Consider the following 26,606-nt stretch of genomic DNA (forward strand, 5'->3'; position numbering starts at 1 on the left):
CGCCGGTCAAACCCTGCGAGCAGCCACCTCGGCGATCGATGTGTTGTGGAATTCTGGGCGCGATGTTCGAGTGATCGAATTCGTGGCCGGGGGGTGGGGTTGGGACGTGAAACGGGCGGGGTTCGTATGAACCCCGCCCGCCGGACGATTCATTCCCAGGGGTGTTCAGTTGCTCTCAGCCGTTGTCCGCAACGGTGATGGCGACGGTGTAGTTGACCAGGCCGTCGTTCCAGGTCAACCAGCTGCCGGTTGCCCTGGCGGAACTCAACGACCCTGAGACCGGGGAGGCGAAGACCAGGGGCGTGGAGAGGTTGCGAATTCCTGCTCCGGGGTCGTTCACCGAGATGGTGCCGAAGCTCCACCACAAGAAATTGGAGGCGTTCACGGTGACTCGCGCCGTGCCACCGTTGACGCCGGGGTAGGTGCCACTGCCGGAGATGGCGGAAGCCGACCGATTCGTGAGCGCGACCTTCAAGTTGCCGCTCGTCAGGCTGCTGGAGGCGTTGTAGTTCAGCCCACCACGGATCGCTACCGTGACGACATCATCGCCGGCGGGGGCAGCGGTAGTTGGTGCAGCGGTAGTTGGTGCAGCGGTAGTTGGTGCAGCGGTAGTTGGTGCAGCGGTAGTTGGTGCAGCGGTAGTTGGTGCAGCGGTAGTTGGTGCAGCGGTAGTTGGTGCAGCGGTGGTCGGTGCAGCGGTGGTCGGTGCAGCGGTGGTCGGTGCAGCGGTAGTTGGTGCAGCGGTAGTTGGTGCAGCGGTCGTCGGTGCAGCAGTCGTCGAAGCGTTGCCAGCGATGACCGTGCGGCTCAACACTCGCGGCGCCGGTACATCGCACTGAAGGTTCAGGCGGTTGAGGTCGCCGAAGACGGGAATCGACAAATTGAGGTCGAGGCGCACGTTGGCGGGCCCGGCGAGGTAGTCGATCACATACGCGCCCGGCGTCGGGGTGAAGCTGCCGGCGAGCTGTTCCCTGATCGAGATCGCTCCTGGCTGGTTGAGGCTGATCGTTCGGGGCTCAAGGTCCTTGTTGACCTGCGCCGGGGTGGCCCCGGAGGTCTTCATCGAGATGTTGCCCGCTCCGACCTTGATGCTGTACTTGTTCAGCTTCTTCACCGTGTCCACCAGCGCCTGCGGGACATCGATTGCATAGTCGAAGGTGGCGGTGGCGGCGCCTGCGGCGTTGACCGAGGCCGGAGCGTTCGCGTCGACGGTCACGGGCACAATCAACGGAAGCTCGATGCTGCTGTCGTACTTCTGTAGTTCCGTCAGCATGGTGGCGGAGTTGACCCAACGGTTGCCGACCGAGATCTTGCCAGCCGTGTCGTTGGTTGCGCCCGCACATGTGTAATAGACGACCTGGGTGATCGCTCCGGCCGGCGCCATGGCTATGCCCGTTGCGCCCGCTGTGGCGATGAGCGTCACAGCTGCAGCGACGCGTTGGGTCCGAGACAACTTCACTGGATCCTCCAAACGATACCGACCTCGCCCAAGGTCGGCGCGACGTGCAATTTAAACGCATATCGGCACTTGTGTCGAATTTCACTCGTTGGAGCGACGCATGTCGGAGGGCGGTTTCGTCAGGGAGTTCGGACAGAACGTAAAGGGGGGAGCGACACCGAAGCGTCGCTCCCCCCTTTACGTTCAATGGTCCTTGATGATGGCGGTTAGGCCTTGACGGTGACCGTCCTGCAGACCCGCTTCTTGACCCACTTGCCTTTCGACTTCACCTTCTTGTAGCTGCAGCGCTTGACCTTCTTGGTCCGTGTTGCAGTCGCAGACTGAACCTGAGCAGCGAGGAAAGGATTGGGGACGATGAAGTAGCCGATCTGGAACGGGCTGCACAGCGGCCCGGTTTCGGAGGCGGGAATCGTCGTCTTGCCGGCGTTGACCACGGCAACTTCGGGGCTCTTGGGGAACATGGCGGTGATGTTCGCAATCATCTCGGGGGTTGTTGCGCCCGCGATGATGTTGGCCTTCAGCAGTTCGCCCTGGCCCTCGAGCCACTCGTCGAACTTGATCGCGCCGCTCATCAACTCGTTGTTGAGTTGATCGGCCGTCTTCGGGGCCGCGCCGCCCGCCTCGCCGCCGCTCGCACCGGGCATCAGTGCCATGAGTGATGCCAGACCGTCGGAGGGAAGCCAGGTGTTCCACTCGGCGATCTCGATCGCCGGTTGCGGAGCATCGGCCAAGGAGCCGACGAACTCGATGTCGTAGCCGCCGCCTTCGTGCCGGGTGACTTTGACGTTCCCCTTACCGATCGTCGACAGCTTCTCCAGCGCGGTCTGCACGGCGGTTGGTGACGGAGCGACGAACTTGCCGAAGAAGCGGTGGAAGAAGTCGAGCATCTTTTCGTTGCTCGGGGACGGTTGACCGTTGAGCTGAGCGAGCGAGATGGGGCTCGTCGTCTGGCCCTTGAAGCCCAGCCTCATCGACAGCGGATGGGCGTTGAGCCCCTTGTCGGCATAGCTCTCGGGCCAGGTGAGGGTCTGGGTCGCGTTGGCGCCCGGTATGGCCGCGACGGGGAGTGATCCGGCGCAGACGTTGTAGTTGGCGACGTAGTAGCCCGGCTCCTGTGGGGCGAGGAAGAACGCTGCACCACCACCGACAGCGGTGTATCCACCATTCGGCGCTTGGGCGGTCACCGCGAGGGTGTCCGGGTGAATCGCGTTGTTGTTGTCCGGGGTGATGTTCGAGCCGAGAAGCCCAAGGCCCGTCACCGCGGCGGTGTAGCCAGCGACGTTGAGCGGCTGGGCGACGTTGGGCGACCCGGGGATCTGTACCGCGGTCATGCCGATGTCGTTGCCGCCGGTGCAGGTCACGGTGAGGGCGTTGATCTGCACTCCGGCGACCGACTGGTTGATGGCGATGGTCAGGCGAGTCGACGCGGAGACGCTGTAGATGATCGCTCCCGGACCCGTGGGAGTGATGGTTCCCGACATGGACTGCTGGATGACCACCGGGTTGGACGTCAGCGAGATGACCTCAGACGGCACGGTCTTGGAGATCAACGTGCTCGCAGCGCCGCTCGCCTGGATCGCGTAGGTGGCGTCGGTGACGGTGACCGCGGACAGACCGAGAAGGTCGCGGGCGGGGCCCATCAACGATGCCGGCATCGTCATCGTCAAGTTGAAGTCGGCGTTGAAAGGACCTGCGTTGGGCTGAACCTTTGCCGGGGCGTTGGTCGTGATCTCGGCCGGGAAGGAGAGCCCGGAGCCGCCGCCGGGGCTGATCGATGAGAGGAGTCCGAGCGTCGCTTTCGAGTCGCCCAACGACGAGGCGTTATCGCCAGTGATCCCCTGACAGTTGATGCTGACCGCTGTGGCGCCAGCACCAACTGGTGCGATGGCCTCAAGGCCCACGGTTGCGACGGCGGCTGTGAGGCCGACCGCAATCCAACGTTTCACCTTCATAGCTCCCCCGGAAAGTCCGTTCGGTGTTCGCCCGTAGACATGCGGACGCGTGTCTACCTAGGCGTTGGACGGTAGCGGGTTGTCCTCACCATTACCAGAGGGAACCTGAAAACGATCTTCCCCCGAGGATTCGGGGTTTTTCCGTGTCGCGTGGCGCCTCCACGCGAATGCCACGGCGATCGCGGAGAGCACGAGGACCGGTACTTCGTTCCAGCGCATCGCGAGCGTGGTGCCGGTTCGGAGTTCCGCAGTCGCCTCCAGGACGGTTGCCTCGCCGATCCCGGAACGGGCAACGACATTGCCGCTTGGGTCGATGATGGCGCTCATCCCGGTGGGGGCGGCCTGAACCAGCCACCTGCCGCTTTCGACCGCGCGCAGGGTCGAGGAGGCGACCTGTTGTGTCTGCACCTGGGAGAGCCAGTAGCTCGAACCGTTGGTCGGGTTGGTGAGAATCTCCGCTCCGTGATGGAGCGAGTCGCGGACGCGTCGGGGAAAGAACGTCTCCCACGAGATGACGACGCCGATCGTGGCGAGGTCGGTGTGCAGGACTGCCGGCAGGTCGCCAGGGACGGCATCGCGTCCCGGAAGTTGGCCCGACGCGAATCGTGCGATGAGTCCGCGCAGCGGGACGTACTCACCGAACGGCACGCGGCGCACCTTGTCGTATCGACCTTCGTCGTTGCCGTTCGGATTGAGCGCGGTCGCGAAGTTCCAGAAGTGATCGGCGCTGTCTCGATCCTCGACGACCCCCACGATGAGGGTGGTCTGGAGTTTGCGGTTGAGTTCGACGAGACGTGCCCGTTCCGATGAGGTCTCCCACCGCCCATTGACGTTCACGATGTTCTCCGGCAGGACGACGAGGTCCGCATGGCCGCTCAGGGTGAGGGACGTGTCGATGTGTCGCTGCAGGACCTCGTCGTAGTCGGTCGCGAAGTGCTCGGTCTCCTGTTCCCCGCCACCTTGGACCGCAGCGACGCGAATCTGGCTGGTGGCGGTGCCGCGCGGGGCGACGACCCCACCGAGGGTCACGAGGATGAGCGCGGCAGCGGTGATCGCCGCGTTTCGATAGGTGTGACGCCGAACCAGCCCGGCGAGCGCCACTCCGGCCATGGCGACCGCTGCGGACACCGCGAGGGTGCCGCCGATGCGGGCAACCGGCAGCAGTGGGCCTCGGGCCTGGGTGTACGCGAACATCGACAGCGGCACACCACCGAACGGCGCGTGCCAGCGGACCCACTCGGCGAGCACCACGGCGCCGGGGAGTGCGAGCGCGACACCCGACGGCGGACAAGACGCGGAAACGAGACCGAACACGAGTGGGAACCAGATCGACACGCCGATCGGCCAACCGAGCGGTGTCATCTTCACCATCCACATCGTGGACGGCAGGTACAGCGCGAGGCCGACTCCGGCGCCGATCCAGAACCGCGCTCGTGCCGGCTGGTCGTGCAACAGGAGCGCCCAAACCGCCACACCGACGATCGTGAGGGGCCACCATCCCCACGGCGGAAGCCCGGCGCACATCGCCAATCCGGCCCCGAGCGAGAGCGCGATTCGGGCAGCCCGAGAGCTTGGCGGGGTCACGTTCACGGCGCTCAGCATGGCAGCAATCGGGTGTTCAACGCGAGTCGTGCCCCAGGTTCTGAACGCGATCGATCAGCCCACTCGCTGCTCGACGCGCCTCGCGAACACACGCCGGAATCCCCACACCGCGATGGGCCATGCCGCACAACGCGACCCGCGGCGCGCCTGTTGCCAGGAGTTGTTCGACCCGCTCGGTCAACTCAAGGTGGCCGACCCGGTACTGGGGAAATCCCTTCCGGAACCGTGCGATTCGAACGTCGACCGGCGCCGCGGTGATCCCCATGGTGGTGTTCAGGTCGCGGCGGATGGTGGCGATGACCTCATCGTCGGAGGCATCGATCGAGCGATGATCGTGGCGGTGTCCCATCGAGACGCGAAGGATCGCCGGATCGCCGGCAAGGTGCGCCCACTTGGTGGACGACCACGACGCGGCGGTGACGGTGAGCCCGGCACCTCGGGGGACGAGGAACCCCGAGGCATCGAGGTCGGTGGGGAGATCGTCGGCGGCGAATGCGATGGCCGTGAACACAACCGACGCGAATTCGATCGACGACAGCAGCTGGGCTGCCTCGGGAACCCGACCGCGCAGCAACTTCGCATGCAGCGCCGCATCAGCGCTGAGCACCACGCCGTCGGCATCGGGGAGCCGGTCGACCGGGGTATTGAGGCGAAACTCGACCCCCCGTTCGCGGAGGCGCTCGATCAGTGTGGAGATGAGCACCTCCATCCCGCCTCGAGGCGCGGCGAAGACCGGCTCGACACCCGCGGTCGACGTCGTTGATTCGAGCGCGGACCGCAGCGCGGCGGTCATCGACGGCCCTTGCCGTGCGGCCGCAGCCAGCTGCGGAGCACACGCGTCGAGGCTCATCTCGTCGAGGTCGCCAGCGGCGATTCCTCCGAGTAGCGGGCCGACGAGTCGCTCGGCCACCTCGTCGCCGTAGCGAGCCCGGATGAGACCTCCGATGGCGGCGTCCTCGTCGATCGGCAATCCCGCCAACCCCGCTTCGCCGTGAGCGCGTTCGAGTCCGGCCGCGCTCAGAATCGTGGAACGGTCGAGATCGTCGAAGTGGGCGGGTGCGCCGAGCACGAGGCCGGTGGGGATCGGGACCAGCGCGCCGTCGAGGTAGACGCGAGCTGTGCCGTGGGCCGGAGCGATGAGATCGTCGAGGCCGATTTCGGCGCACAGGGCCAGCGCGTCGGGGACGCGCCGCAGAAACGCATCGGGTCCCAGGTCGACCTCGCGGCCCACGAACGGTTCGGTGCGGATCTTGCCACCCAAGCGGTTCGACGATTCCACGACGGTGACGTGAACGTCGGGGTGTGCGGATAACTCCCATGCCGCGGCGAGTCCGGACACCCCGCCCCCGACGACTGCGATGTCGGTCACGAGGCGAGCGCCCGGATCTGTGCCGCGAGCGCGCCCATCACGGCCGGGTCGGCGTTGACCACCGAAGGACGGCGCAACTCGAGTCCCCGGCGGGCCGCATGGCGCGACGCTTCGATGTCGATGTCGTAGAGCACCTCAAGGTGATCGGAGGTGAAGCCGTGAGGCACCACCACGATGCCTTCGGCTCGGCCGGTGTCGGCCAGGTCGTCGATGACCGTCAACAGGTCCGGTCCCCGCCACGGTTCGGGTGTTCGTCCGGCGCTTTGCCAGGCGATCCCCCATCCTGCCCAACGGGCCAGCCCGGCACGGGTCGCGATGAGCTCGGCGCCGGCGAAGAGTTGGTCGGCGTAGGGGTCGTCCACCAGCACGCGTTCGGGCAGGGAGTGAGCGCTGAACACGACTTTGGTGCGTTGAGGCATCTCGTCGAGCACCACCCGCAGCGCGCTCGCATGGAACGAGACGTGGGCGTCGAGCGCGTACCAGTCGTCGATTCCCACGTACTCGATGTCGCGCTCGCCGGCGGTCTCTGCGGCGCGGGCGTGGTACTCGCCGACCGAGGCGCGTGAATAGTGGGGGGCCAAGACGACCCCGATGATGCGATCGACGTCGTACTCCGCGAGGGTGGCGACGCCGTCCTCGATGAACGGGGACGTGTGCTTCTGGCCGAGTGCGACGACGAAGCGGCCAGGGTCGGTGGCGTCGAGCGCGTCGGCGATGGCGGCTCGTTGCGCCTCGGTTCGTGCCGCGAGCGGGGAGGTGCCGCCAAGGGCGTCGTATCGTGCCGTCAGGTCGGCGAGTTGTGTCGGCTCGGGCGGACGACCATGGCGAATGTGGGTGTAGTAGGCCTCGATGTCCTCGGTGGATCCCGGAGTGCCGTAGGCCATCACCAACACGCCGATCCGCTGGTTCATGGTCGGCCTCCGGCGGGCTGCTCGTGCAGCCATGCGACCAGTTGTTCCAACACACCGGGATCGGTTTCGGGAAGAACTCCGTGTCCCAGGTTGAAGATGTGGCCCGGATGTCCGGCGTTTCGAACGAGGATCGATTCGGCCTCGGCCCTGGTTGCCTCCCAGCCGGCGATGACGACGGCGGGATCGAGGTTGCCCTGCAGCGCGCACCGCTCCGGGACCCGGCGGCGTGCTGCGTCGAGCGGGGTGCGCCAGTCGACCCCGACCACGTCGGTTCCGGTCTCGGCCATGAGTCCGAGCAACTCGCCGGTGTGCACGCCGAAGTGGATCGTCGGCACGCCCAACGAGCGGATTCCGTCGAACACCTTTTGCGACGACGGCAGGACGAAGCGTCGGTACTGGTCGGGAGAGAGCGCTCCCGCCCATGAATCGAAGATCTGGGCGGCGCTCGCGCCGTTGGTCACCTGGCTCGTGACCGAGGCGATGGCCAGGTCGGCCAGCCGATCCATCAGCCGGTGCCACAGCGCCTCATCGCGGTACATGAGCGACTTCACCTTCGTGTAGGTGCGCGACGGACGCCCTTCGATCAGGTAGCTCGCGACGGTGAACGGAGCACCCGCGAACGCGATGAGTGGGCAGGGCAACTCGGCGACGAGATTCTTGACCGTCTCGATGACATAGGGGGTGTCGACGTCCGCTTCGAGCGGGCGGAGCCGGTCGAGGTCGGCGGCCCGCTCGAAGGGGCGCTCGACCACCGGCCCGACTCCGGGGACGATGTCGACCCCGAACCCGATGGCGTGAACCGGGGTGACGATGTCGGAATACAGGATCGCGGCGTCGGTGCCATAGCGACGTACCGGTTGCAGCGTGATCTCGGTCGCCAGGTCCGGTTGGGCGATGGCATGCAGAATCGAGCCCGACCCGCGAATCGCCCGGTATTCGGGAAGGGAGCGGCCCGCCTGTCGCATGAACCACACGGGGATGCGGTCGTGTGGTTCGCTGCGTGCCGCGGCGAGGAATGGATCGGATGGCGAAGCCGGTGAGGTCACCACACCAAGCTATCGGTGCTCGGGGGTTCGGCCGCGACGGGGAGCCGCTCAGATCGCGGTCGTTGACGGGCGAATGGGTCCGCTAGTCTCGTCTACCCCCGATTTTCCATGGTGACCCTCCCGGAGTGTTTCGCGCATGCCGACCAAGTCCGAACTCGAGGCCGAACAGGCGTACATCGACCGTGCGTATGACTGCCTCGAGCGGACGCGGGAGCGTGCCCGCTCGGTCGGCAGCGACCCCGAAGCGGATCGGGGTGGAACTTTTCAGGCGCGCTACGAACGCGACGTGCTCATCGAACGCGCTCAGCATCGGCTCGCCCAGACCGACCTTGGCGACCAGTCGTTGTGCTTCGGGCGGATCGACCTCGAATCGGGCGAGCGGTACTACATCGGTCGCATAGCGGTCAGCGACGAACGTGCCGAACCGGTCGTGGTCGACTGGCGCGCGCCGGTTTCCGAGCCCTTCTACCGAGCTACCGGCAACGATCCGATGGGGTTGTCACGGCGTCGCCACTTCGCATCGTCGGGCAAGGTGCTGCGGGGCATCGAGGACGAGTTCTTCGGCGAGGCCCGCGACCGTCTCGGCGACGGTCGGGTCAACGGTGAGGGCGCATTGATCAGCGCGCTCGAGACCGCACGGTCGGGCAAGTTGGGCGACATCGTCGCGACGATCCAGGGCGAGCAGGACGAGGTCATTCGTGCGCCGCTTTCCGGGGTGTTGGTCGTGCAGGGTGGGCCGGGCACCGGAAAGACGGTCGTCGCACTGCACCGGGCTGCGTACCTGCTCTACACCCACCGCTTCCCCCTCGAAGGCCAAGGCGTGTTGGTGCTCGGTCCGAACCGTCTGTTCCTCTCCTATATCGAGCAGGTATTGCCCTCCCTCGGCGAGGCTGGGGTCGAGATCGCCGTCATCGCCGATCTGGTTCCGAACGTTCGGGCGACCGGGTTCGACCCGCCGGAGGCGGCCCGCCTCAAGGGCGACCTTCGCATGTGCAATGTGATCGCCAAGGCGGTGCGCGATCGTCAACGTCCGTTGCGCGAGACCGCGGTCATCCCGCTCGGGGTCGAACGCCTCCGCATCACCCCGGAGGACACCCGCGAGTTGATCTCGCAGACGCGGCGGCGCTCCCGCACCCACAACGGTGGCCGAAAGGCGTTCTTGGAGGGGTTCTACGCGCTGGTGGCGTCGAAGATGCGCGAGCCGCTCGACCCCGGCGTCGTACGCGACCGGATCCGGTCCTTGCCCGAGACGCGCGAGATCGTCGAACGGGTCTGGCCGACGTTGTCGCCGGCGCAACTACTGAACGACCTGTTTTCCTCGAAAGGCCTGACTCGTCTCGCCGCCAACAAGTGGTTGAGCGACACCGAGCAACTGCTGTTGTTGCGTTCCCGGGCCGACGACGCGGACGACATCGTCTGGAGCGTTCACGATGTCCCGTTGCTCGACGAAGCGCTCGAACTGCTCGGGCCGCGACCCAAATTCCGCGAGACCGAGACCGTACGAACCTATGGTCATATCGTCGTCGACGAGGCCCAGGACCTGTCGCCGATGGAGTTGCGGGTCATCGATCGGCGATCGCTGAACGGCTCGATGACGATCGTGGGCGACATCGCTCAAGCGACCTCGGCCTCCGCCCATGACAGTTGGGACTCGGTGCTGGCCAACCTGCCGGCCAAGCGCTCACCTCGGTTCACCGAGCTCGCTATCGGATACCGGGTGCCGGCGCCGGCGATGGAACTGGCGAGTCGCGTGCTTCGCCTCGCGGCCCCCGGTCTGCGCCCACCGAGGTCGATCCGAGAGGTCGGCGACGAGCCGATCATCGAGGCGACTACCGTCGACAGGTTCGCCGAGGCCTTGGCTACCGCGGTCCGACGCGAGGTCGCGGAAATCGGCGCAGGAAGCGTCGCAGTGATTTGCGCCACCTCGTGGATCGCCCGCGTCGAGGACGCATTGACGTCGGGAGGAGTCGACTTCGGGCGGGCGCACCGCGGGCGATTCGACCACCAGGTCACGGTCGCACCGATCACGCTGGTGAAGGGGTTGGAGTTGGACGCCACGATCGTGATCGAGCCCGAGGCGGTGCTCGACCAGGAGTTCCGGGGCGCGCAGGCGCTGTATGTGGGGCTCACCCGCGCGACCAAGCGGTTGTCGTTGCTGCACGTCGGCCCGCTCCCCGACGTGCTCGTCGAACCGCTCTAGCCGCTCGCCGGTTCGCCCGATCGGTCGGCCGCTCGCCGACCTAGCCGTTTGCCCCGCGCAGCCAATAGGCCAACGAGGCCGCGAGCGGGTTGTCGTCGAGCGTGGTCTCGACATCGAAGCGCACCACCGGGCGCGAGCCGTTGCCGGGCAGATGCGGCCAGGAGTCGAGTGATGCGATCGAGGGGATGCCGTCACGGGCGAAGGTTGCCCAGGCGTTCGACATGGCATCGGCGACCTGCTGAGGTGGCTCGGGTCCGAACAGCGGCGCCAGGCGGGTGTCGTGCAGTTGCGAGAACACGAACGGCAACTCCACCGCGTGTGCCGCCCCGAGCATCGGGCTCTCCCAATCGAACTGGTATTGCCACACCGGAGCGTGTGACGAATGTGCGGCAGCCAATTCGGCGGTCGGTACTCGAAAGACGATGTCGGTAATGATCGCGCATTCGAGCTCGGCGGGTGACGCCTCGGGATGATCGATGCGATAGGCCTCGATGAGGGTGGCGGCGTCGGCCCCGAGCAGGGTGGCGCGCTCGACGAGTTGTTCCTCGGTCTCAGCGCCCGGCATGAGGAGCGCGAACAGACGCCACTCGTCGCGGTTGTGTCCGATCACCAGCGGGACACCGGCTGCGGCGCCTTGGGCGATCGCGGCCAGCGGGTCGGTCGGAACGGCGTGGCCGTCGCGGACCGGTCGAAAGGCCATGGCAGCGAGAAGTTCGCCCGATTCGGCGAGGGTGGCGTTGGGGTTTCCCCATCGCTGGGCCATGATCGTCGCGTGGACTGCGAGCAGGTCGGCGAGGGGCGCGTTCTGGGCTTCGGTGACGCTCGACCACCCGCCAAGGCGCATCACCTCGGCACCTTCGGTCCTAGCGAATTCGAGGTCGCGGGCGGCATTCACGCCACCGGACTGACAGATCGCTCGGTGGAAGAGCCCGTCGGTGAGCGAGGAACTCATGAGCAGCGAGGTGCTCATCGACCCGGCCGACTCGCCGAACACGGTCACGTTGTCGGGGTCGCCACCGAAGCCGGCGATGTTGGTCTGCACCCATCGCAGCGCCTCGATCTGGTCGAGTAGGCCGGCGTTGCCGGAACCGAGGAACTCGTCGTCGAGACCACTGAGTTCGAGGAACCCGAGCGGGCCGAGGCGGTAGTTGATCGAGACGAACACTGCCCCCTGTTTGGCGAACGCGGTGCCGTCGTAGATCGAGGTCGACCCGCTGCCCATCTCGAAAGCGCCGCCGTGAATCCAGAACATGACGGGCAGTGCCTCGTCGCCGCTGAGTCCGGGATCGGGGGTGTAGATGTTCAGCCTCAGGCAGTCCTCGCTCTGCGGTTCCGGTTCGAGGCCGAACAGCAGGTCCATGAACGAGGGGTTCTGCGGTGCGATCGGACCGAATTCGGTGGCGTCGAAGACGCCCTGCCAGGGGTTTCGGGGTTGTGGTGCACGGAAGCGAAGCGCCCCGACCGGCGCCTCGGCGTAGGGGATGCCGGCGAATCGGGCGACCCCGTCGAGCCACTGCCCCCGCACCGTTCCGGCCGCGGTGTCGACCGTGAGTGTGCTGTGATCCTGCTGGGTGGTCATGGACCGATGCTTACCAGAATCCGTTCGCTCGCGAAGGCTCCGAGCGCGACGGTGGCCCCGGCGATCTCGACGACCTGTTCACCTCGGAGTCCGCTCGACACCACGGTTCCCTGCTTGCCGGGTTGCAGCGAGTGGTCCTCGAGGAAGTCCAACATGCCGTCGGCAAATTCGAGTTCTTCGGGGATTCGACGCACCGTGAACGTCGTGCCGACGGGCAGGTTGGCCAACGCGATGGTCTCGGGGGGGCGATAGTTCGATCCCGGGATCGGGTTGCCGTGCGGGCAGGTCGACGGGTTTCCCAGCAGCTCGGCGAGGCGTTCCTCGACGAGTGGGCTGATGACGTGTTCCCACTTGCCGGCCTCTTCGTGCGCGAGCGCCCAACTGAGTCCCAACACGTCGGTGAGCATGCGTTCGGCCAGCCGGTGGCGACGCACGACGGCCTCGGCGAGGCGTTGGCCCTCCTCGGTCAGCGTGATCGAGTCGCCGATGACGATGAGGCCTTCGTTCGCCATCCGGCGGATCATCTCCGACACCGCTGGTCGCGAGATCTCCAGGCGCTCGGCGATCCGGGCCTGGATGACGTCGAGGTCGTCTTCCTGGAGTTCGAAGATCGCCTCGCAATACTCCTCGAAGGCCGGGTGGAACTCGCCTGCCTTGTTGCCGCGCGACGGTCTCCGAGCATTCGTCATGTCCGCATGCTATCTCGTGTTAGGAATGCCGAACAACGGGATTCGCTCGAGCGGTGCCAGACGTTCGCTGTCGGTGCCCGGCGGTATCGTTCCGGCCATGGGCCTCGCCGAGTTCAGCGAACCGACCACGGCGTGGTTCACCACCACCTTCGGTCAACCCACCGAGGCCCAGGCGCGCGCGTGGCCCGAGATCGCGGCCGGCCGAAACGTCCTGTTGTGTGCGCCGACGGGTTCGGGCAAGACGCTGGCGGCGTTTCTCGCGGCGATCGACCGGTTGGGGTCGAGTCCGGTTTCCCAGAAGGGCTCGGGCAAGGCGATCGAACGAACGACGGTGCTGTATCTCTCGCCGATCCGCGCGCTGGCGGTCGACGTGGAAAAGAACCTGCGTGCTCCGATTCGCGGTATCAACCTGGCGGCACAGCGTCTCGGTGTCGAGTTTCGTGAGCCGACGGTCGGAGTGCGCACGGGCGACACCCCGGCATCGCTCCGGCGTGCACTCGTCAACCATCCTCCCGACATCTTGATCACGACCCCCGAGTCGTTGTTCCTGATGCTGACGAGCGCGGCCCGAGAGTCCCTGCGCTCGGTCGACACGGTCATCATCGACGAGATCCATGCGGTCGCCGCGACGAAGCGAGGGTCGCACCTGGCGCTGTCGCTCGAACGCCTTCACGACCTCGCCGATGCTGCACCTCAACGCATCGGGCTGTCCGCGACGCAGCGGCCCCTGTCGGAAATCGCTCACTTTCTCGGCGGCAACGAGGTTGATTCCGACGGCGAGCTCCGTGGCCAGCGAGCCGTGACGATCATCGACGAAGGCGGTCGCAAACCGCTTGAACTCGAAGTGGTCGTGCCGGTCGACGACATGGGCGGTGTCGGTGAGTCGGACCTCACCCCTCGGTCGATCTGGCCGTCGGTGAACACGGCGGTGCTCGACCTCATCGAGGCCCATCGATCCACGATCGTGTTCGTCAACGCCCGTCGCCTCGCCGAGCGCCTCGCAACCCGGCTCAACGAGTTGGAGGAGGAACGCGACCGCACCGGCGACGTCGCGCTCGCCGCCGAGCGCGGCGGCGAGAACTTCGGTGTGTCGCCGTCCGTTTCGGGCCACGAACTGGTGCGGGCACACCACGGCTCGCTGAGCCGCGAGCAGCGACTCGTCGTCGAGGACGAGCTGAAGGCCGGCACGCTGCGCGGGCTGGTCGCCACCAGCTCGCTCGAACTCGGCATCGACATGGGTGCGGTCGATCTCGTCGTGCAGGTCGCGTCCCCGGGGTCGGTCGCGAGTGGGCTGCAGCGCGTCGGCCGGGCGGGCCACCAGGTCGGCGCTCCCAGCCGCGGTCGGTTCTTCCCGAAGCATCGCGCCGACCTGCTCGAGACAGCGGTGGTGGTGCAACGCATGGCATCGGGCGACATCGAAACGACCCGATTCGTGCGCAACCCACTCGACGTGTTGGCCCAACAGATCGTGGCGATGGTCGCGCTCGACGACGTCACCTGGACCCAGCTGCGCTCGGTCGTGCGGGCGAGTGCCCCCTTCGGCGACCTGAGCGACGAGCTCCTCAACGCTACCCTCGATCTGCTCGACGGGCGATACCCCTCCGACGAGTTCGCCGATCTCCGACCTCGAATCGTGTGGGACCGTTCGTCGGGGGTCATCCGCTCGCGTGCGGGGGCACAACGCCTGGCGGTGACCAACGCCGGCACCATTCCCGACCGCGGCCTGTTCGGGGTATTCCTGCCCGACGGGACGCGGGTCGGCGAACTCGACGAGGAGATGGTCTACGAGAGTCGCCCGGGCGAGACCTTCCTGCTCGGGGCGACCACCTGGCGCATCGAAGACATCACCTTCGAACGTGTCGTGGTCACCCCGGCCCCGGGGTTGCCCGGCAAGATGCCCTTTTGGCACGGCGACGGCCCGGGGCGCCCCGTCGAGTTGGGCCGTGCGGTCGGGCGCTTCACCCGCGAGATCCGCTCGATCGACCGCGACGCCGCCCGGCGGCGACTGCACGAGGAACACTTCTGCGACGACCTGGCTGCGGAGAACCTGCTGACCTACCTCGACGAACAGGTGGCCGCCACCACGGCGGTGCCCGACGACCGCACCATCGTCGTCGAACGGTTCCGCGACGAGATCGGCGACTGGCGTATCTGCGTGCTCACCCCGTTCGGGGCGCGGGTCCATGCGCCGTGGGCGATGGCGATTCGTCAGCGACTCCAGGCGGCCGGCGGCGGCGACGTCGACATCATGTGGTCCGACGACGGGATCATCTTTCGGCTACCCGAGGCCGAAGAGGTGCTCGATCCGGCCGACCTGATGCTCGATCCCGACGAGGTGACCGAGGTCGTGGTGTCGATGCTGCCGACCACCGCGATGTTCGCGTCCCGGTTTCGAGAGGCGGCGGCCAGGGCGTTGCTGTTGCCCCGGCCGCGGGTCGATAAGCGAACCCCGCTGTGGCAGCAACGACAGAAGGCGGCAACGTTGCTGAGCGTCGCGTCGAAGTACCCGACCTTTCCGATCCTGTTGGAGACCACCCGCGAGTGCATCAACGACGAGTTCGACCTGCCGTCGCTCGTCGATCTGATGACCAAGATCCGCTCGCAGGAAATCCGCGTCGTCTCGGTCGACACCGACGTCGCCTCGCCGTTCGCCGCGTCACTGCTGTACTCGTGGATCGCGGTGTACATGTACGAGGGAGATGCTCCGCTCGCCGAGCGCCGCGCCGCCGCGCTCGGCCTCGACAAGAACCTGTTGCGAGAGCTGCTCGGCAGCGAGGAGTTGCGCTCGCTGCTCGACGCCGAGGTCGTCGCCGCGGTCGAGGACGAACTGCAACGTCGCGCGCAGGGGCGCCGTGCCCGCGACCTCGATGAATTGCACGACCTGTTGCGGGTGCTCGGCCCGCTCGAGGTCGACGAGTTCGGCCCGCGCCTCGAACCGTTGAGCCCGCTCGCGTCGACGGCGGCGCTGCGCCGGGCGATCGACGAGTTGTTGGCCTCGCGCCGCGTCATCGAGGTCGCGATCGGGCACCGGCGCGTGTTCGCTGACGCCGCCGATGCCGGTCGACTGCGAGACGGTTTGGGGGTGGCGCTACCGCTCGGACTCCCCGCAGCGTTCACCGAGTCCCACGATGCGCCCCTGCGTTCGTTGTTTGAACGGTATGCCCGCACGCATGGCCCATTTCTCACTCACGATCTCGTCGAGCGTTTCGCGTTGTCGAACGAAACCACCGAGGCGATCCTGCGGGCGATGGAGGAGGACGGGTCGTTGCTACGCGGCGCGTTTCGTCCCGACGGCGTCACCGACGAGTGGTGCGACCCCGAGGTGTTGCGGACGATTCGGCGGCGAACCCTGGCGTCGTTGCGCCGCGAGGTCGAGGCGGTCGATCCCGAGGTACTCGGGCGGTTTCTGCCCGACTGGCAGCGCGTCGGACGATTCGACCGCGGGATCGATGCAGTTGCCGATGTCGTCGGCCAACTCGCCGGAGTCCCGCTCGTCGCGTCGTCACTCGACCGTGACATCATGGCGACGCGGGTGGGTGACTATCGGCCGGCAGACCTTGACGAGTTGTGCACCCGCGGCGAGGTGGTGTGGGTCGGAGCCGGTTCGATCGGCGGGTCGCGCCAAGGTAGCGATGGCAGGGTTCGGCTGGTGTATCGCACCGATCGGGCGTTGTTGAGCGCGGCGATCGCCTCGGTCGACCCCGACCTTGCCCCCGCCGGTGACCATCACGTCGTGTTGCGGGCGGCGCTGGGTCGGCGTGGCGCCTGTTTCTGGGCCGACCTCGTCGGAGAGGTGGCCGCGGCCGGTCTCGTGTACGACGACGCCACCGTGGGCGATGCTTTGTGGGATCTCGTCTGGAACGGCGAGGTGACCAACGATTCGTTCGCCGCGTTGCGCGCTCGGATCGGGCCCAAGCGCTCCGGTTCGTCGCCTCGGCGACGAAGCCGTGGGCTTCGCGCATTGGCCGCGACCCCGCCGAGCGCGGTCGGTCGATGGTCGCTGGTGACCGACCTGGTGGCCAGCGCCCCGACCTCGACCGAGATCGCCCATGCGGTCGCGCAACAACTGCTCGACCGCTATGGCGTGCTCACCCGCGAGATGGCGTTGGCCGAGGGAGTGGCGGCGGGATTTGCCGGGGTCTATCCGGTGCTGAAGGCGATGGAGGAACAGGGACAGATTCGCCGTGGCTATTTCGTCGCCGGCCTGGGAGCCGCTCAGTTCGCATCGCACGCAGCGGTCGATCGACTTCGTTCGATGCGATCCGAACCCGACGACGCGATGAGCGCGCCTGCCGCGGTGTTGCTCGCCGCGACCGACCCCGCTCAGCCTTATGGCGCCGTGCTGGCATGGCCCGACAACGACGGCCGACCGACCCGATCCGCAGGTGCTCGGGTGGTGCTGTGTGCGGGCGAGCCGATCGCATGGCTCGACCGCAATGGCCGCAAGGTGGTGACCTTCCCAGCGGCCTCATCGAGTTCGGTCTGGGTCGACACCGTCGTCGACGCGCTCCGCATCGGGCGCTTGGACAAGCTGGAGATCGTCGACATCGACGGTCGGCCGGCGTCGGCAGGCCCGTGGGTGGAGGTGCTGCGCACGGCGGGGTTTTCCGAGGGGTACCGCGGAATGGTGCTTCGGCGGTGAGCAGCGCGGCGCCGTGCTCGTCCTGCGAGCGGGCTTAGGAACATGTCGATGGGGCGACCCGCGGACTGTCATGATCGGACGATGCCGAAGGGTCAGGGTCGAAGCGGTCGGGTTCTGGGGATGTTGGTCGCAGCGTCGGTGCTGTTGGTGGTGGCGTGCAGCGACGGCTCATCGTCGACACTCGAGCGCTCCCGGACCCAACCGACGACCACCGTTGTCGAAGGGAGCACTCCGACCACGACGGTCGGGGCCCAGACCCCGACGACGCGAACGAAGGTCGACGAGTTGCCCGGGCTCTGGATCGCGACCGAGCACAATGTCCAGGACGACGCGGGGGTCGTCGTGGCTGAGGCGCAGGATGACTCCGAGGTGTTCCGGTCGCCGCTCGACGATGGGGCGGGCGGAGTGATCTATCTCCGATGCACCGACGGATCCGAACGCGCGTGTGCGATCGAGCGCGTGGCCGCCGGGACTGAGGATGCGGTCGTGTTGGGCAGCGCGCTTCGGCTCTTCGCGCTCGGGACCTGGAATGAACGACCGGTGGTGGTGACGGGCTTCGTCGACCCGGCCAGGACGGCTGACTTCGAAACCGACCGAAGCGACCTGCTCGTCGGTCTCGTCGACCTGGAGACCGGCGAGCTCGTTGCTGCCGCCGACTGGTACGGCTGGGAGTCCGGTCCATTCGCTATCGATGTCGAGGCCGCCATGGTCGCCGTGTGTATCGGGGAAGGGGAGACCTGTGAGCTCGGCACCGCAACGGACCCGGCCCAGATGCCGTTGGCACTCGAGGGCGCGGCCGACGGCGCCACGGTGACCTCGTTGGCGCTGTCCGCCGACGCGACCGTGCTCACGTGGGTGGAGTCCGAACCGATGGGCGGCACCGTGGTCGCTCATCACCGCGACCTGCTCGGAACGGCGACCGAGTCGATCGAGCTCCGCAGCAGTGACGCGTCTTCACCTCAGGAAGCGATCACCGACGGGTACTGGGCGGCGGTGCGCGTCGACGAGGTGGTTTATTTCACCGAACTGCTCGGCGGAGTGGGGACTGGCTCGAAGATGGTGCCGATCGACACCCGAGAGGTGGCCCTGCGCGCTGGCGGCGGCGCGTCCGGAGCGCAGAGCAAGCTCTGATATCGGCCGCCCCGTGGCCTCGACACCGTTTCGTCTTGCCGAGGCCGAACTCAGGCCCGGCCCAGGATGCGATCGACGGATATCTCGATCACCACTCGGTCGTCGCTTTCGCCGGGTTGGCGATACCTCGCCGCGTACCGCTCGACCGCCTCGGCCACACGATCCGGCGCGCTCGACACCTCAGCGGGGCCTTCGAAGGTCAACCATCGGCCACCGTCGACCGATGACACCGAAACCCGATGTCCCGGTCTCGCCGCGATGTTGCGCACCTTTCGAGAACCGGACCGGGTGATGATCCGAACGAGTTGCGTCTCGGGGTCGTAGGTGAACCCGACGGGCACGAGGTGGATCGAGTGGTCGCTGCGGTGAGTGCCGAGAACTCCAAGGTGGTACTCGGCAAGAAATGCCAGCGCCTCCGGGCCAGGGTTGCGGGGATCGATCGTCATGGTCGGAGTCCTTTTCGGGTGCGATCGGCGGTCACTGAATCGGAAAGTAGCCGGGAACCAGGTCGAACGGTGTGTCGAGGTACACCTTGGCCTCCGGCGGCCCGTTGAAACGGCCGTGGCTCCAGCGGATCTCAACGTGCCCCCGGACTTCGTGGTCGCCGTGTTCGTCGCGGTAGCGGGCACGCCAGGTCACCATCGGCTGGCCGCCGTCGAGTGGGGCGACCGAGAAGTCGCGGAGCTGAAACCGCTGTCGCCAGTCCCACGGCGAGGCCACTCGGACTCGTAGGGGCGGCGCCGCCGCCGAGAGGTCGCTTCCGAGCACGAAGTAGGGCGCGTTGCCGATGCGTAGGAGCCGCCACAGCATGGCCTCGGCGGCGCCGCGCTGCTTCGCGAGACTCTCGCTCCAGCGCTGTGCGCTGCGCTGAGACACGGCGACGCACAGCTCGCGATAGGGCTCGACCAACTCCGACGGCCACGCCTTGGACCTGACCCGCAGGCGGCGGGCGAGTTCACGACGGCCGGTTCTGTCGAGGTCTCCTGGGTCGTGCGGAGCTTCGAAATCGTCGAACGTTTCGTGCAGCCATTCCCGACAATGTCGCCACAGGATCTCCCGCTCAGGCGACGCGACCTCGCAGAACCAGTCGGTGCTGCGCCGTCCGTGGCCACCGGTCAGGAGACGGTCGAACAGGTGCGCCGGTGACGCATTCATCGTGATCTTCGACAGGTACTTGCAGCTGACGAGATAGACGTGGTCGACGCGCAGATCGATCGGAGCCACCTCATCGCCGGGGCTTCGTTGTGGTCCGGTCCACTCGATGATTCGCGGATGGCGACCGCGCAGTGCGTCGGTCGCCTCGCGGAAGAATCGTCCGTTGTCGAAGGCGGCGTCGAGCAGAGGTCGAACATCGGGCTCGTTCCACGATTGCACGAGTTCGGCCCAGGTCGCATCGTCGACGTTGCGGAGTTCGGCCGGCTGCACCGGCAGCACGGCGAGGGGGTGGTCGCCGCCCAGCATGGCGAGCGCGGTGACCAATTCCGTCAGCTTGGTCTTGTCGCTCATCGAGTGCCGATCCTACGGGGATCGCACCCGCATCTGAGCCCTCGCGTCGGGGCCTCGTCGGGTTGCGGAGGCTATCGTGGCGGTCGCATCGGCCGCCGCGGTCGAGGCTTGAGGAGGACGACGTGGACACCGCTGCGATGAAACAAGCCGTCGAGGCGTACACCCGGCTGCACTCCGCACGAGATCTCGACGCCCTGGTCGATCTGTTCGCCGAGGATGCGGTCGCCTACGACCCCGTCGACGCCGACCCACACGTGGGCAAGGCCGCGATTCGCGAATTCTTCTCCGGGACGCACCAAATGGCCGACGAGTTCAAGCTCGAGCTGACCGGACCGGTGCGTGCGGTGGCCGACTTCGCCGCGTTCCCGATGACGGTGACCACGAAGATCGGCGAGATGTCGATGCAGCTCGACATCATCGACGTGTTCACGTTCAACGATGCCGGCAAGGTCGTCGAGATGAAGGCCTATTGGTCGATGGACGACGCCCGGTTCGGCTGACGACCCAGCCCGTCGGGGCCTCCCGGGTTCGACAACAGGCTCGACAACGGTGGCACCAGCGAGCGCACGACGGTTCCGGCTGCGAGGTCGTGCAGGCCGCGACGGTCGGGTCGCAGGAGAATCGGCAGATACACGATCAGCGGCACCGCGACCTGCACGACGGCGAGTACGTCGTGCAGAAGGCCGGTCTCGAGCCGGGCGATCCAGGGTCCGAGTGCAAATGCACCGAAGGCCACGGCGAAGCGGGCGAAACTCCGGATCCATCCGATCGGTGCGTCGGAGGTGGTGACCACGACGAGCCGGCACATCCGCTTGCCCAACGTCTGTCCGATGACCGCGTGGGAGACGACGAAGTAGGCGACGGCCACGCCGACCGAGATCCATGTCGAGGCACTCGTGGGAACGGTTTCGCCGCCGCGTTCGGTGGTCCACGACAGTTGTAGGACCAGCATCACGACCATCAGCACCGAAAAGTCGAGCACCGCGGCAACGAGGCGCATTACCGCTGAGCAAGGATGCAGTTCGACCGTCGGTTCGTTGTTCACTCGGGTCCGGGTGCCCTGATCAGTCGCCGAGCGCCTTCATCTTGTCGAGCACCTTGGCGGCCGTCGGCTCGAACATCTCGTCGACGAGTTGGCCATCGGCGAGAAACAGCACTCGGTCGGCGTGACCTGCCGCGTTCGGATCATGGGTCACCATGACGATGGTCTGACGCAGTTCGTCGACCGCCTTGCGCATGAAGGTGAGGATCTCGGTGCCGGTTCGACTGTCGAGGTTACCGGTCGGCTCGTCGGCGAAGATGATCTGCGGTCGTGATGCGAGCGCCCGTGCGACGGCGACACGCTGCTGTTGCCCGCCCGACAATTCCGAGGGGCGATGGGTGAGGCGTTCGCGCAGCCCGACGGTGTCGATCACCGTGTCGAGCCACGCCTTGTCGGGCTTGGTTCCTCCGAGGTCCATCGGCAGGGTGATGTTCTCGAGCGCGGTGAGCGTCGGGATGAGGTTGAACGCCTGGAAAATGAAGCCGATCTTGTCGCGCCGCAACAGCGTGAGCTCCCGATCGGACAGGGTTGAAAGGTCGTCGTTGCCGACGCGGATCGTGCCCGATGTCAACACGTCGAGGCCGGCGAGGCAGTGCATCAGCGTGGACTTACCAGAACCGGATGGTCCCATGATCGCGGTGAACTGACCGCGGTTGAACGAGGCGGTCACCTTGTCGAGTGCGACGACACGCGTGTCGCCCGAACCGTATTCCTTGGTCGCGTCGACCGCTGATGCGGCGACGGTGGTTGACCAGGTCTGGGTGTCGCTCACGGCTTCCTCCGTCATCGTCCGAGTGGTGACACGGTATCGGCTTCGGGCGCTCGGGTGCGGGCAGTGAATCGTCCCCGAGCGCCACGCTGGCCGACGTTTGGCTACTTCGCCGTCGCCTGGGCCGCCACGGCGGCGGCCTTCGCGGCGATGGCGTCCGCATCGCCCAGGTACCGCTGCGAGGTCGGCTTGGCCTCGCGAGGCCGGAAGTCGTCGCCGAGTTCGTAGTGCAGCGGAATGCCGGTGGGGATGTTGAGTTCGGTGATGTCGGCGTCCTCGATCGAGTCGAGGTGCTTCACCAACGCTCGCAATGAGTTGCCGTGGGCCACCACCAGCACCGTGTGCCCCGCGGCGAGGTCGGTGGTGATCGAGTCAAACCAATACGGCATGAGCCGGGCCACGACGTCTTTGAGGCACTCCGCGGCGGGGATGATGTCGGCGGGCAGTGACGCATACTGTGCGTCGTCGTTGGGGTTCGTCTCGTTGTCCGAACCGATCGCGGGCGGAGCGATGTCATAGGAGCGCCGCCAGATCTTGACCTGTTCCTCGCCGTACATCTCGGTGGTCTCGGCCTTGTTGCGCCCGGTGAGGTCGCCGTAGTGCCGCTCGTTCAGCCGCCACGAACGACGTACGGGCAACCACATCAGATTCGCGGTGTCGAGCGCGAGCTGGGCGGTACGAATGGCGCGCTTTTGCAGGGACGTGTGCAGGACCGTCGGACCCAGGCCGGCGTCGAGCAAGGTGGCACCGGCCGCGGATGCCTCTGCTCGTCCGGTGTCGGTGAGGTCGCAGTCGTACCAACCGGTGAACAGGTTCAGTCGGTTCCATTCGCTTTCGCCGTGGCGAAGCAGGATGAGATCGGACATGGGGTCCCTCGCTCTCGATCGTCGGTGGGTCTCCATGATGAGCCAACCGACGGCTCGACGGAAATTCTGCGCACCCAGCGATGGGGGACATCGATGCGGCGCGGCGTGCGGAGGGGTGCCTGAGGATGCATTAAGTCGACCTGTGGATAAAAGTTGATAGCGAGTGACTCAAGGTTTATGATCGAAACAACTCAGCTGCAGGGTGAACCGGTCGAGAGGCCGCTAAGCTTGGCGGCAACATCATGATTTCGGCCACGAGGCCGCAACCAAACAGCGGCGCCACGCCGTGAGAGGAGACCCCCCAAATGCCAAAGGCAGTCGGAATTGATCTGGGTACGACCAACTCGGTGGTCGCGGCGTTGGAAGCCGGCGATCCGGTCGTCATCCCCAACAGCGAAGGCGCCCGCACCACGCCGTCGGTCGTAGCGTTCACCAAGGACGGTGAGGTGCTCGTCGGGGAGGTCGCCAAGCGCCAGGCCATCACCAACCCGGACCGTACGATTCGGTCGGTCAAGCGTCACATGGGCACCAACTGGACCATCGGCATCGACGGCAAGGACTACACGTCCCAGGAAATCTCGGCACGCACGCTGATGAAGCTCAAGCGCGACGCCGAGGCGTATCTCGGTGATGCGGTGACCCAGGCGGTCATCACCGTGCCGGCCTATTTCGACGATGCGCAGCGCACCGCCACCAAAGAGGCCGGTCAGATCGCCGGGCTTGAAGTGCTGCGCATCATCAACGAGCCCACGGCGGCAGCGCTCGCGTACGGCATGGAAAAAGAGGGTGAAGACGAGGCGATCCTGGTGTTTGACCTCGGCGGCGGCACCTTCGATGTGTCGGTGCTGGAGATCGGCGACGGTGTTTTCGAGGTGAAGTCGACCCACGGTGACACCGAACTCGGCGGCGACGACTGGGATCAGCGGATCATCGACTGGTTGGTCGAGGGGTTCAAGAACTCCCAGGGCGTCGACCTGGCAAAGGACAACATGGCGATGCAGCGTCTCAAGGAGGCGGCGGAGAAAGCCAAGATCGAACTGAGCCAGGTTCAGTCCACCCAGATCAACCTGCCCTACGTGACGGCCACGGCCAACGGTCCGTTGCACCTCGATGAGACGTTGACTCGCGCCAAGTTCCAGGAGATCACCTCCGATCTGCTCGATCGTTGCAAGATCCCCTTCGAACAGGCGATCAAGGACGCCGGGCTCACCGTCGGTCAGCTCGATCACGTGATCCTCGTCGGAGGCTCAACCCGAATGCCGGCGGTTCAGGAATTGGTGCAGTCGGTGAGCGGCCGTGAGCCGCACAAGGGTGTCAACCCCGACGAGGTGGTCGCCATGGGTGCGGCGGTTCAGGCCGGCGTGCTCAAGGGCGACGTCAAAGACGTCCTGTTGCTCGACGTGACCCCGCTGTCGCTCGGCATCGAAACCCGTGGCGGGGTGATGACGAAGCTCATCGAGCGCAACACCACCATCCCGACGCGTCGCACCGAGGTGTTCACCACGGCCGAGGACATGCAGGCGCAGGTCGAGATTCACGTGCTGCAAGGCGAGCGCGAAATGTCTCGGTACAACAAGACGCTCGGCACGTTCCAGCTGACCGATCTGCCCCCGGCGCCGCGTGGCGTGCCGCAGATCGAGGTGACCTTCGACATCGACGCCAACGGCATCGTGAACGTCTCCGCCAAGGACCGCGCGACCAGCAAGGAGCAGTCGATCACGATCACCGGTCAGTCGACGCTGTCGAAGGATCAGATCGACCAGATGGTCAAGGATGCCGAAGCTCACGCCGAGGAGGACGCGAAGCGTCGCGAAGAGGCTGAGGAACTGAACAAGGCCGACTCGCTCGTGTATCAGACCGAGAAGTTCCTCCGCGACAACGACGACAAGGTCCCCGCCGATCAGAAGGCGAGAGTCGACGAGGCGATCGCGGCGTCCAAGGAAGCCATCGCGTCTGGCGATCTCGATCGGGTGAGGTCGACGACCGAAGCGTTGACGACCGCCAGCCAGGAGCTCAGCCAATCGCTCTATGAGGCGGCTTCCACCGAAGGCGCCGACGGGTTCGGTTCCGCCGGGGCGGCCGATGACGACGTGGTCGACGCCGAGATCATCGATGACGAGGCGCAATGATGAGCGACGATCAGTTCAGCGCTGAAGCGTCCGAGGAGGTGGGGGCCGTCGAGGAGGCGGCCGACACCTTCAGTGTGGGCGGTGCCGAGGAGGCCCAGCCGTCACTCGAAGACGTGTTCGTCGACGTGGTCGATGACCTCGAGTCGGTCACCGCTCAACGCGACGAATATCTCGACCTCGCACGCCGGGTCCAGGCCGACTTCGAGAACTACAAGCGGCGTGTTGCGAATCAGGAGTTGGAGACGCGAGCCCGTGCCGCCGAGGCGCTGGTGACGGAACTGCTCCCGGTGCTCGATGCATGTGACGCGGCACTCGACCATGGCGCCGAGGAAGTAGCGCCGATTCAATCGGCACTCATCGCCGCCCTCGAACGCAAGGGCCTCGGAACCATCGCGGCAGCGGGTGAGGACTTCAATCCTGAGCTCCACGACGCGGTGCTCTCGGAGCCCGGCGAGGGTGGAGAAAACGGGCCGGTTGTCGTCGAGGTGATGAGGTCGGGTTATCAGTGGAACGGCCGGGTCGTGCGCCCGGCGATGGTCAAGGTTCGCGGCTAGGAGAGGAGGTGTCGCGATGACCGTGCAACGCGAATGGTTCGAAAAGGACTACTACGCAGCGCTCGGGGTGTCCCCCACGGCGTCGCAAAAAGACATCACTACCGCCTACCGACGCCTGGCGCGCCAGTTCCATCCCGACGCGAATCCAAACGATGAGTCGGCCGAGGACCGGTTCAAGGAGGTCTCGGCGGCCTACGACGTCGTCGGCGACGCCGAGCGGCGCGCCGAATACGACCAGGTGCGGTCGATGGGCACGTCGATGGGGTCATCCATGGGCGGCTCGGGCGGCTTCGGCCGCCCGGGCGAACCCGGGTTCAGCGACGCCGACATCAGCGATCTGCTCGGCAACCTGTTCGGCCGCGGGCAGTCGAGCGCCTGGTCCGGATCGGGACCCTTCTCGCGTGGACCGCAGCGCGGGCACGACCTTGAGGCCGATCTGTACCTGTCGTTCCTCGACTCGATCCGAGGGGTGACCACCTCGGTCAACCTGGTCAGCGATGTCACCTGCGGTGACTGTCACGGCAACGGGGCCGAAGCGGGGACCACTCCACGTTCCTGTCCGGATTGTGGCGGTCGCGGCGTCATCGAGGACAACCAGGGGTTCTTCGCCATGAGTCGTCCGTGCGGCCTCTGCAACGGCCGGGGGTCGATTATTGATACCCCATGTGCAACATGTCGTGGCACCGGTGCGGTGAGCCGCCCTCGGGCTGTGCGGGTGAAGCTTCCTCGTGGGGTGCGCGACGATCAGCAGGTACGGCTCAAAGGCAAGGGCGGGCCCGGCCGTGGCGGTGGCCCGGCAGGCGACCTGTACATTCGGGTTCACGTCGAACCGGACCCGGTCTACTCGCGAGATGGGGATGACCTCATCGTGCGGGTGCCGGTCACTTTTGCCGAGTTGGCGCTTGGGGCCGACATCAAAGTGCCGACGATCGATGGCGAACCGGTCACGATCCGGATCCCGGCAGGTACCCCGAACGGACGCCAATTCCGTGTGGCAGGACGCGGCATCGAGTCCGCTTCGGGACCGGGCGCACTTCTTGTCGCCGTCGACTTGTCGGTCCCGACACAGATGTCGGCGCTCGAGCGGGCGGCGCTGGAGAAGTACCGCGATCTCTCCACCCAGAATCCCCGGGAACATCTCGGGGTGTAGATGACAAGGA

Annotated in this window: 20 protein-coding genes; 7 read left to right on the top strand and 13 right to left on the bottom strand. The window is 66.4% G+C overall.

The window, feature by feature from the left end:
- Positions 1-175: 175 nt before the first annotated feature.
- The 6 genes from M9952_02140 to hemE form a co-directional block, all read right to left on the bottom strand.
- Positions 176-1,459 carry a hypothetical protein gene (locus M9952_02140; protein MCO5311721.1) on the bottom strand — a complete coding sequence of 428 codons (1,284 nt, stop codon included), beginning with the start codon at positions 1,457-1,459 and terminating at the stop codon, positions 176-178.
- Positions 1,460-1,665: 206 nt separating this feature from the next.
- A complete protein-coding gene (locus M9952_02145) occupies positions 1,666-3,411 on the bottom strand; it encodes a hypothetical protein (GenBank protein ID MCO5311722.1) in 1,746 nt (581 codons plus the stop codon).
- Positions 3,412-3,468: 57 nt separating this feature from the next.
- Positions 3,469-5,013, bottom strand: coding sequence for an apolipoprotein N-acyltransferase (gene lnt, locus M9952_02150; protein ID MCO5311723.1), 1,545 nt, complete (start codon positions 5,011-5,013; stop codon positions 3,469-3,471).
- A gap of 16 nt (positions 5,014-5,029) precedes the next feature.
- Positions 5,030-6,382: a protoporphyrinogen oxidase gene (hemG, locus tag M9952_02155; GenBank protein ID MCO5311724.1), complete on the bottom strand. Its 1,353-nt coding sequence runs from the start codon at positions 6,380-6,382 to the stop codon at positions 5,030-5,032.
- On the bottom strand, positions 6,379-7,293 hold the full coding sequence (gene hemH, locus M9952_02160; GenBank protein ID MCO5311725.1) for a ferrochelatase: 915 nt from the start codon (positions 7,291-7,293) through the stop codon (positions 6,379-6,381). The genes hemG and hemH overlap by 4 nt, the downstream gene beginning before the upstream one ends.
- On the bottom strand, positions 7,290-8,339 hold the full coding sequence (hemE, locus tag M9952_02165; GenBank protein ID MCO5311726.1) for a uroporphyrinogen decarboxylase: 1,050 nt from the start codon (positions 8,337-8,339) through the stop codon (positions 7,290-7,292). Before hemE ends, hemH begins: the two co-directional genes overlap by 4 nt.
- 136 nt (positions 8,340-8,475) lie before the next feature.
- Here hemE and M9952_02170 point away from each other — a divergent pair, with 136 nt between their 5' ends.
- Positions 8,476-10,539 (top strand): AAA family ATPase, encoded by a 2,064-nt coding sequence (locus M9952_02170; GenBank protein ID MCO5311727.1) that lies wholly within the window; start codon positions 8,476-8,478, stop codon positions 10,537-10,539.
- A 40-nt stretch (positions 10,540-10,579) separates the two neighbouring features.
- On the opposite strand, the gene M9952_02175 is transcribed toward M9952_02170, so the two are convergent.
- Together M9952_02175 and M9952_02180 are read right to left on the bottom strand one after the other, a co-directional pair.
- Positions 10,580-12,118 carry a carboxylesterase family protein gene (locus M9952_02175; protein MCO5311728.1) on the bottom strand — a complete coding sequence of 513 codons (1,539 nt, stop codon included), beginning with the start codon at positions 12,116-12,118 and terminating at the stop codon, positions 10,580-10,582.
- A complete protein-coding gene (locus M9952_02180; GenBank protein MCO5311729.1) occupies positions 12,115-12,807 on the bottom strand; it encodes a metal-dependent transcriptional regulator in 693 nt (230 codons plus the stop codon). The genes M9952_02175 and M9952_02180 overlap by 4 nt, the downstream gene beginning before the upstream one ends.
- Positions 12,808-12,832: 25 nt before the next feature.
- On the opposite strand from M9952_02180, the gene M9952_02185 reads away from it, so the two are divergent.
- Both M9952_02185 and M9952_02190 read left to right on the top strand, forming a co-directional pair.
- Positions 12,833-17,449: a DEAD/DEAH box helicase gene (locus M9952_02185; GenBank protein MCO5311730.1), complete on the top strand. Its 4,617-nt coding sequence runs from the start codon at positions 12,833-12,835 to the stop codon at positions 17,447-17,449.
- An 81-nt stretch (positions 17,450-17,530) separates the two neighbouring features.
- Positions 17,531-18,580 carry a hypothetical protein gene (locus tag M9952_02190; GenBank protein MCO5311731.1) on the top strand — a complete coding sequence of 350 codons (1,050 nt, stop codon included), beginning with the start codon at positions 17,531-17,533 and terminating at the stop codon, positions 18,578-18,580.
- 50 nt (positions 18,581-18,630) lie between these two features.
- On the opposite strand, the gene M9952_02195 is transcribed toward M9952_02190, so the two are convergent.
- Together M9952_02195 and M9952_02200 are read right to left on the bottom strand one after the other, a co-directional pair.
- Positions 18,631-19,026 carry a TIGR03618 family F420-dependent PPOX class oxidoreductase gene (locus tag M9952_02195; protein MCO5311732.1) on the bottom strand — a complete coding sequence of 132 codons (396 nt, stop codon included), beginning with the start codon at positions 19,024-19,026 and terminating at the stop codon, positions 18,631-18,633.
- Positions 19,027-19,057: 31 nt separating this feature from the next.
- Entirely contained in the window at positions 19,058-20,086 is a 1,029-nt protein-coding gene (locus M9952_02200) for a hypothetical protein (protein ID MCO5311733.1), read from the bottom strand.
- Between the two features lie 122 nt (positions 20,087-20,208).
- Here M9952_02200 and M9952_02205 point away from each other — a divergent pair, with 122 nt between their 5' ends.
- Positions 20,209-20,586, top strand: a complete 378-nt coding sequence (locus tag M9952_02205; GenBank protein MCO5311734.1) for a nuclear transport factor 2 family protein — start codon at positions 20,209-20,211, stop codon at positions 20,584-20,586.
- Here the strand turns inward: M9952_02205 and M9952_02210 are convergent.
- From M9952_02210 to gpmA, 3 genes are all read right to left on the bottom strand, one after another.
- On the bottom strand, positions 20,553-21,131 hold the full coding sequence (locus M9952_02210) for an RDD family protein (GenBank protein ID MCO5311735.1): 579 nt from the start codon (positions 21,129-21,131) through the stop codon (positions 20,553-20,555). The genes M9952_02205 and M9952_02210 overlap by 34 nt on opposite strands.
- A 19-nt stretch (positions 21,132-21,150) precedes the next feature.
- Positions 21,151-21,900: an ABC transporter ATP-binding protein gene (locus M9952_02215; GenBank protein MCO5311736.1), complete on the bottom strand. Its 750-nt coding sequence runs from the start codon at positions 21,898-21,900 to the stop codon at positions 21,151-21,153.
- 101 nt (positions 21,901-22,001) lie between these two features.
- Complete coding sequence (gene gpmA, locus M9952_02220) at positions 22,002-22,763, bottom strand: 2,3-diphosphoglycerate-dependent phosphoglycerate mutase (protein MCO5311737.1); 762 nt, start codon at positions 22,761-22,763, stop codon at positions 22,002-22,004.
- A 305-nt stretch (positions 22,764-23,068) separates the two neighbouring features.
- Here gpmA and dnaK point away from each other — a divergent pair, with 305 nt between their 5' ends.
- From dnaK to dnaJ, 3 genes are read left to right on the top strand one after another with little or no spacing between them, the layout of a single operon-like run.
- Positions 23,069-24,892 (top strand): molecular chaperone DnaK, encoded by a 1,824-nt coding sequence (dnaK, locus tag M9952_02225; protein ID MCO5311738.1) that lies wholly within the window; start codon positions 23,069-23,071, stop codon positions 24,890-24,892.
- On the top strand, positions 24,892-25,446 hold the full coding sequence (locus M9952_02230) for a nucleotide exchange factor GrpE (GenBank protein ID MCO5311739.1): 555 nt from the start codon (positions 24,892-24,894) through the stop codon (positions 25,444-25,446). The genes dnaK and M9952_02230 overlap by 1 nt, the downstream gene beginning before the upstream one ends.
- A gap of 16 nt (positions 25,447-25,462) precedes the next feature.
- Positions 25,463-26,596, top strand: coding sequence for a molecular chaperone DnaJ (gene dnaJ, locus M9952_02235; protein ID MCO5311740.1), 1,134 nt, complete (start codon positions 25,463-25,465; stop codon positions 26,594-26,596).
- Positions 26,597-26,606: the final 10 nt, after the last annotated feature.

This window comes from Microthrixaceae bacterium, from assembly GCA_023957975.1.
Taxonomy (GTDB): Bacteria; Actinomycetota; Acidimicrobiia; order Acidimicrobiales; family Microtrichaceae; genus JAMLGM01.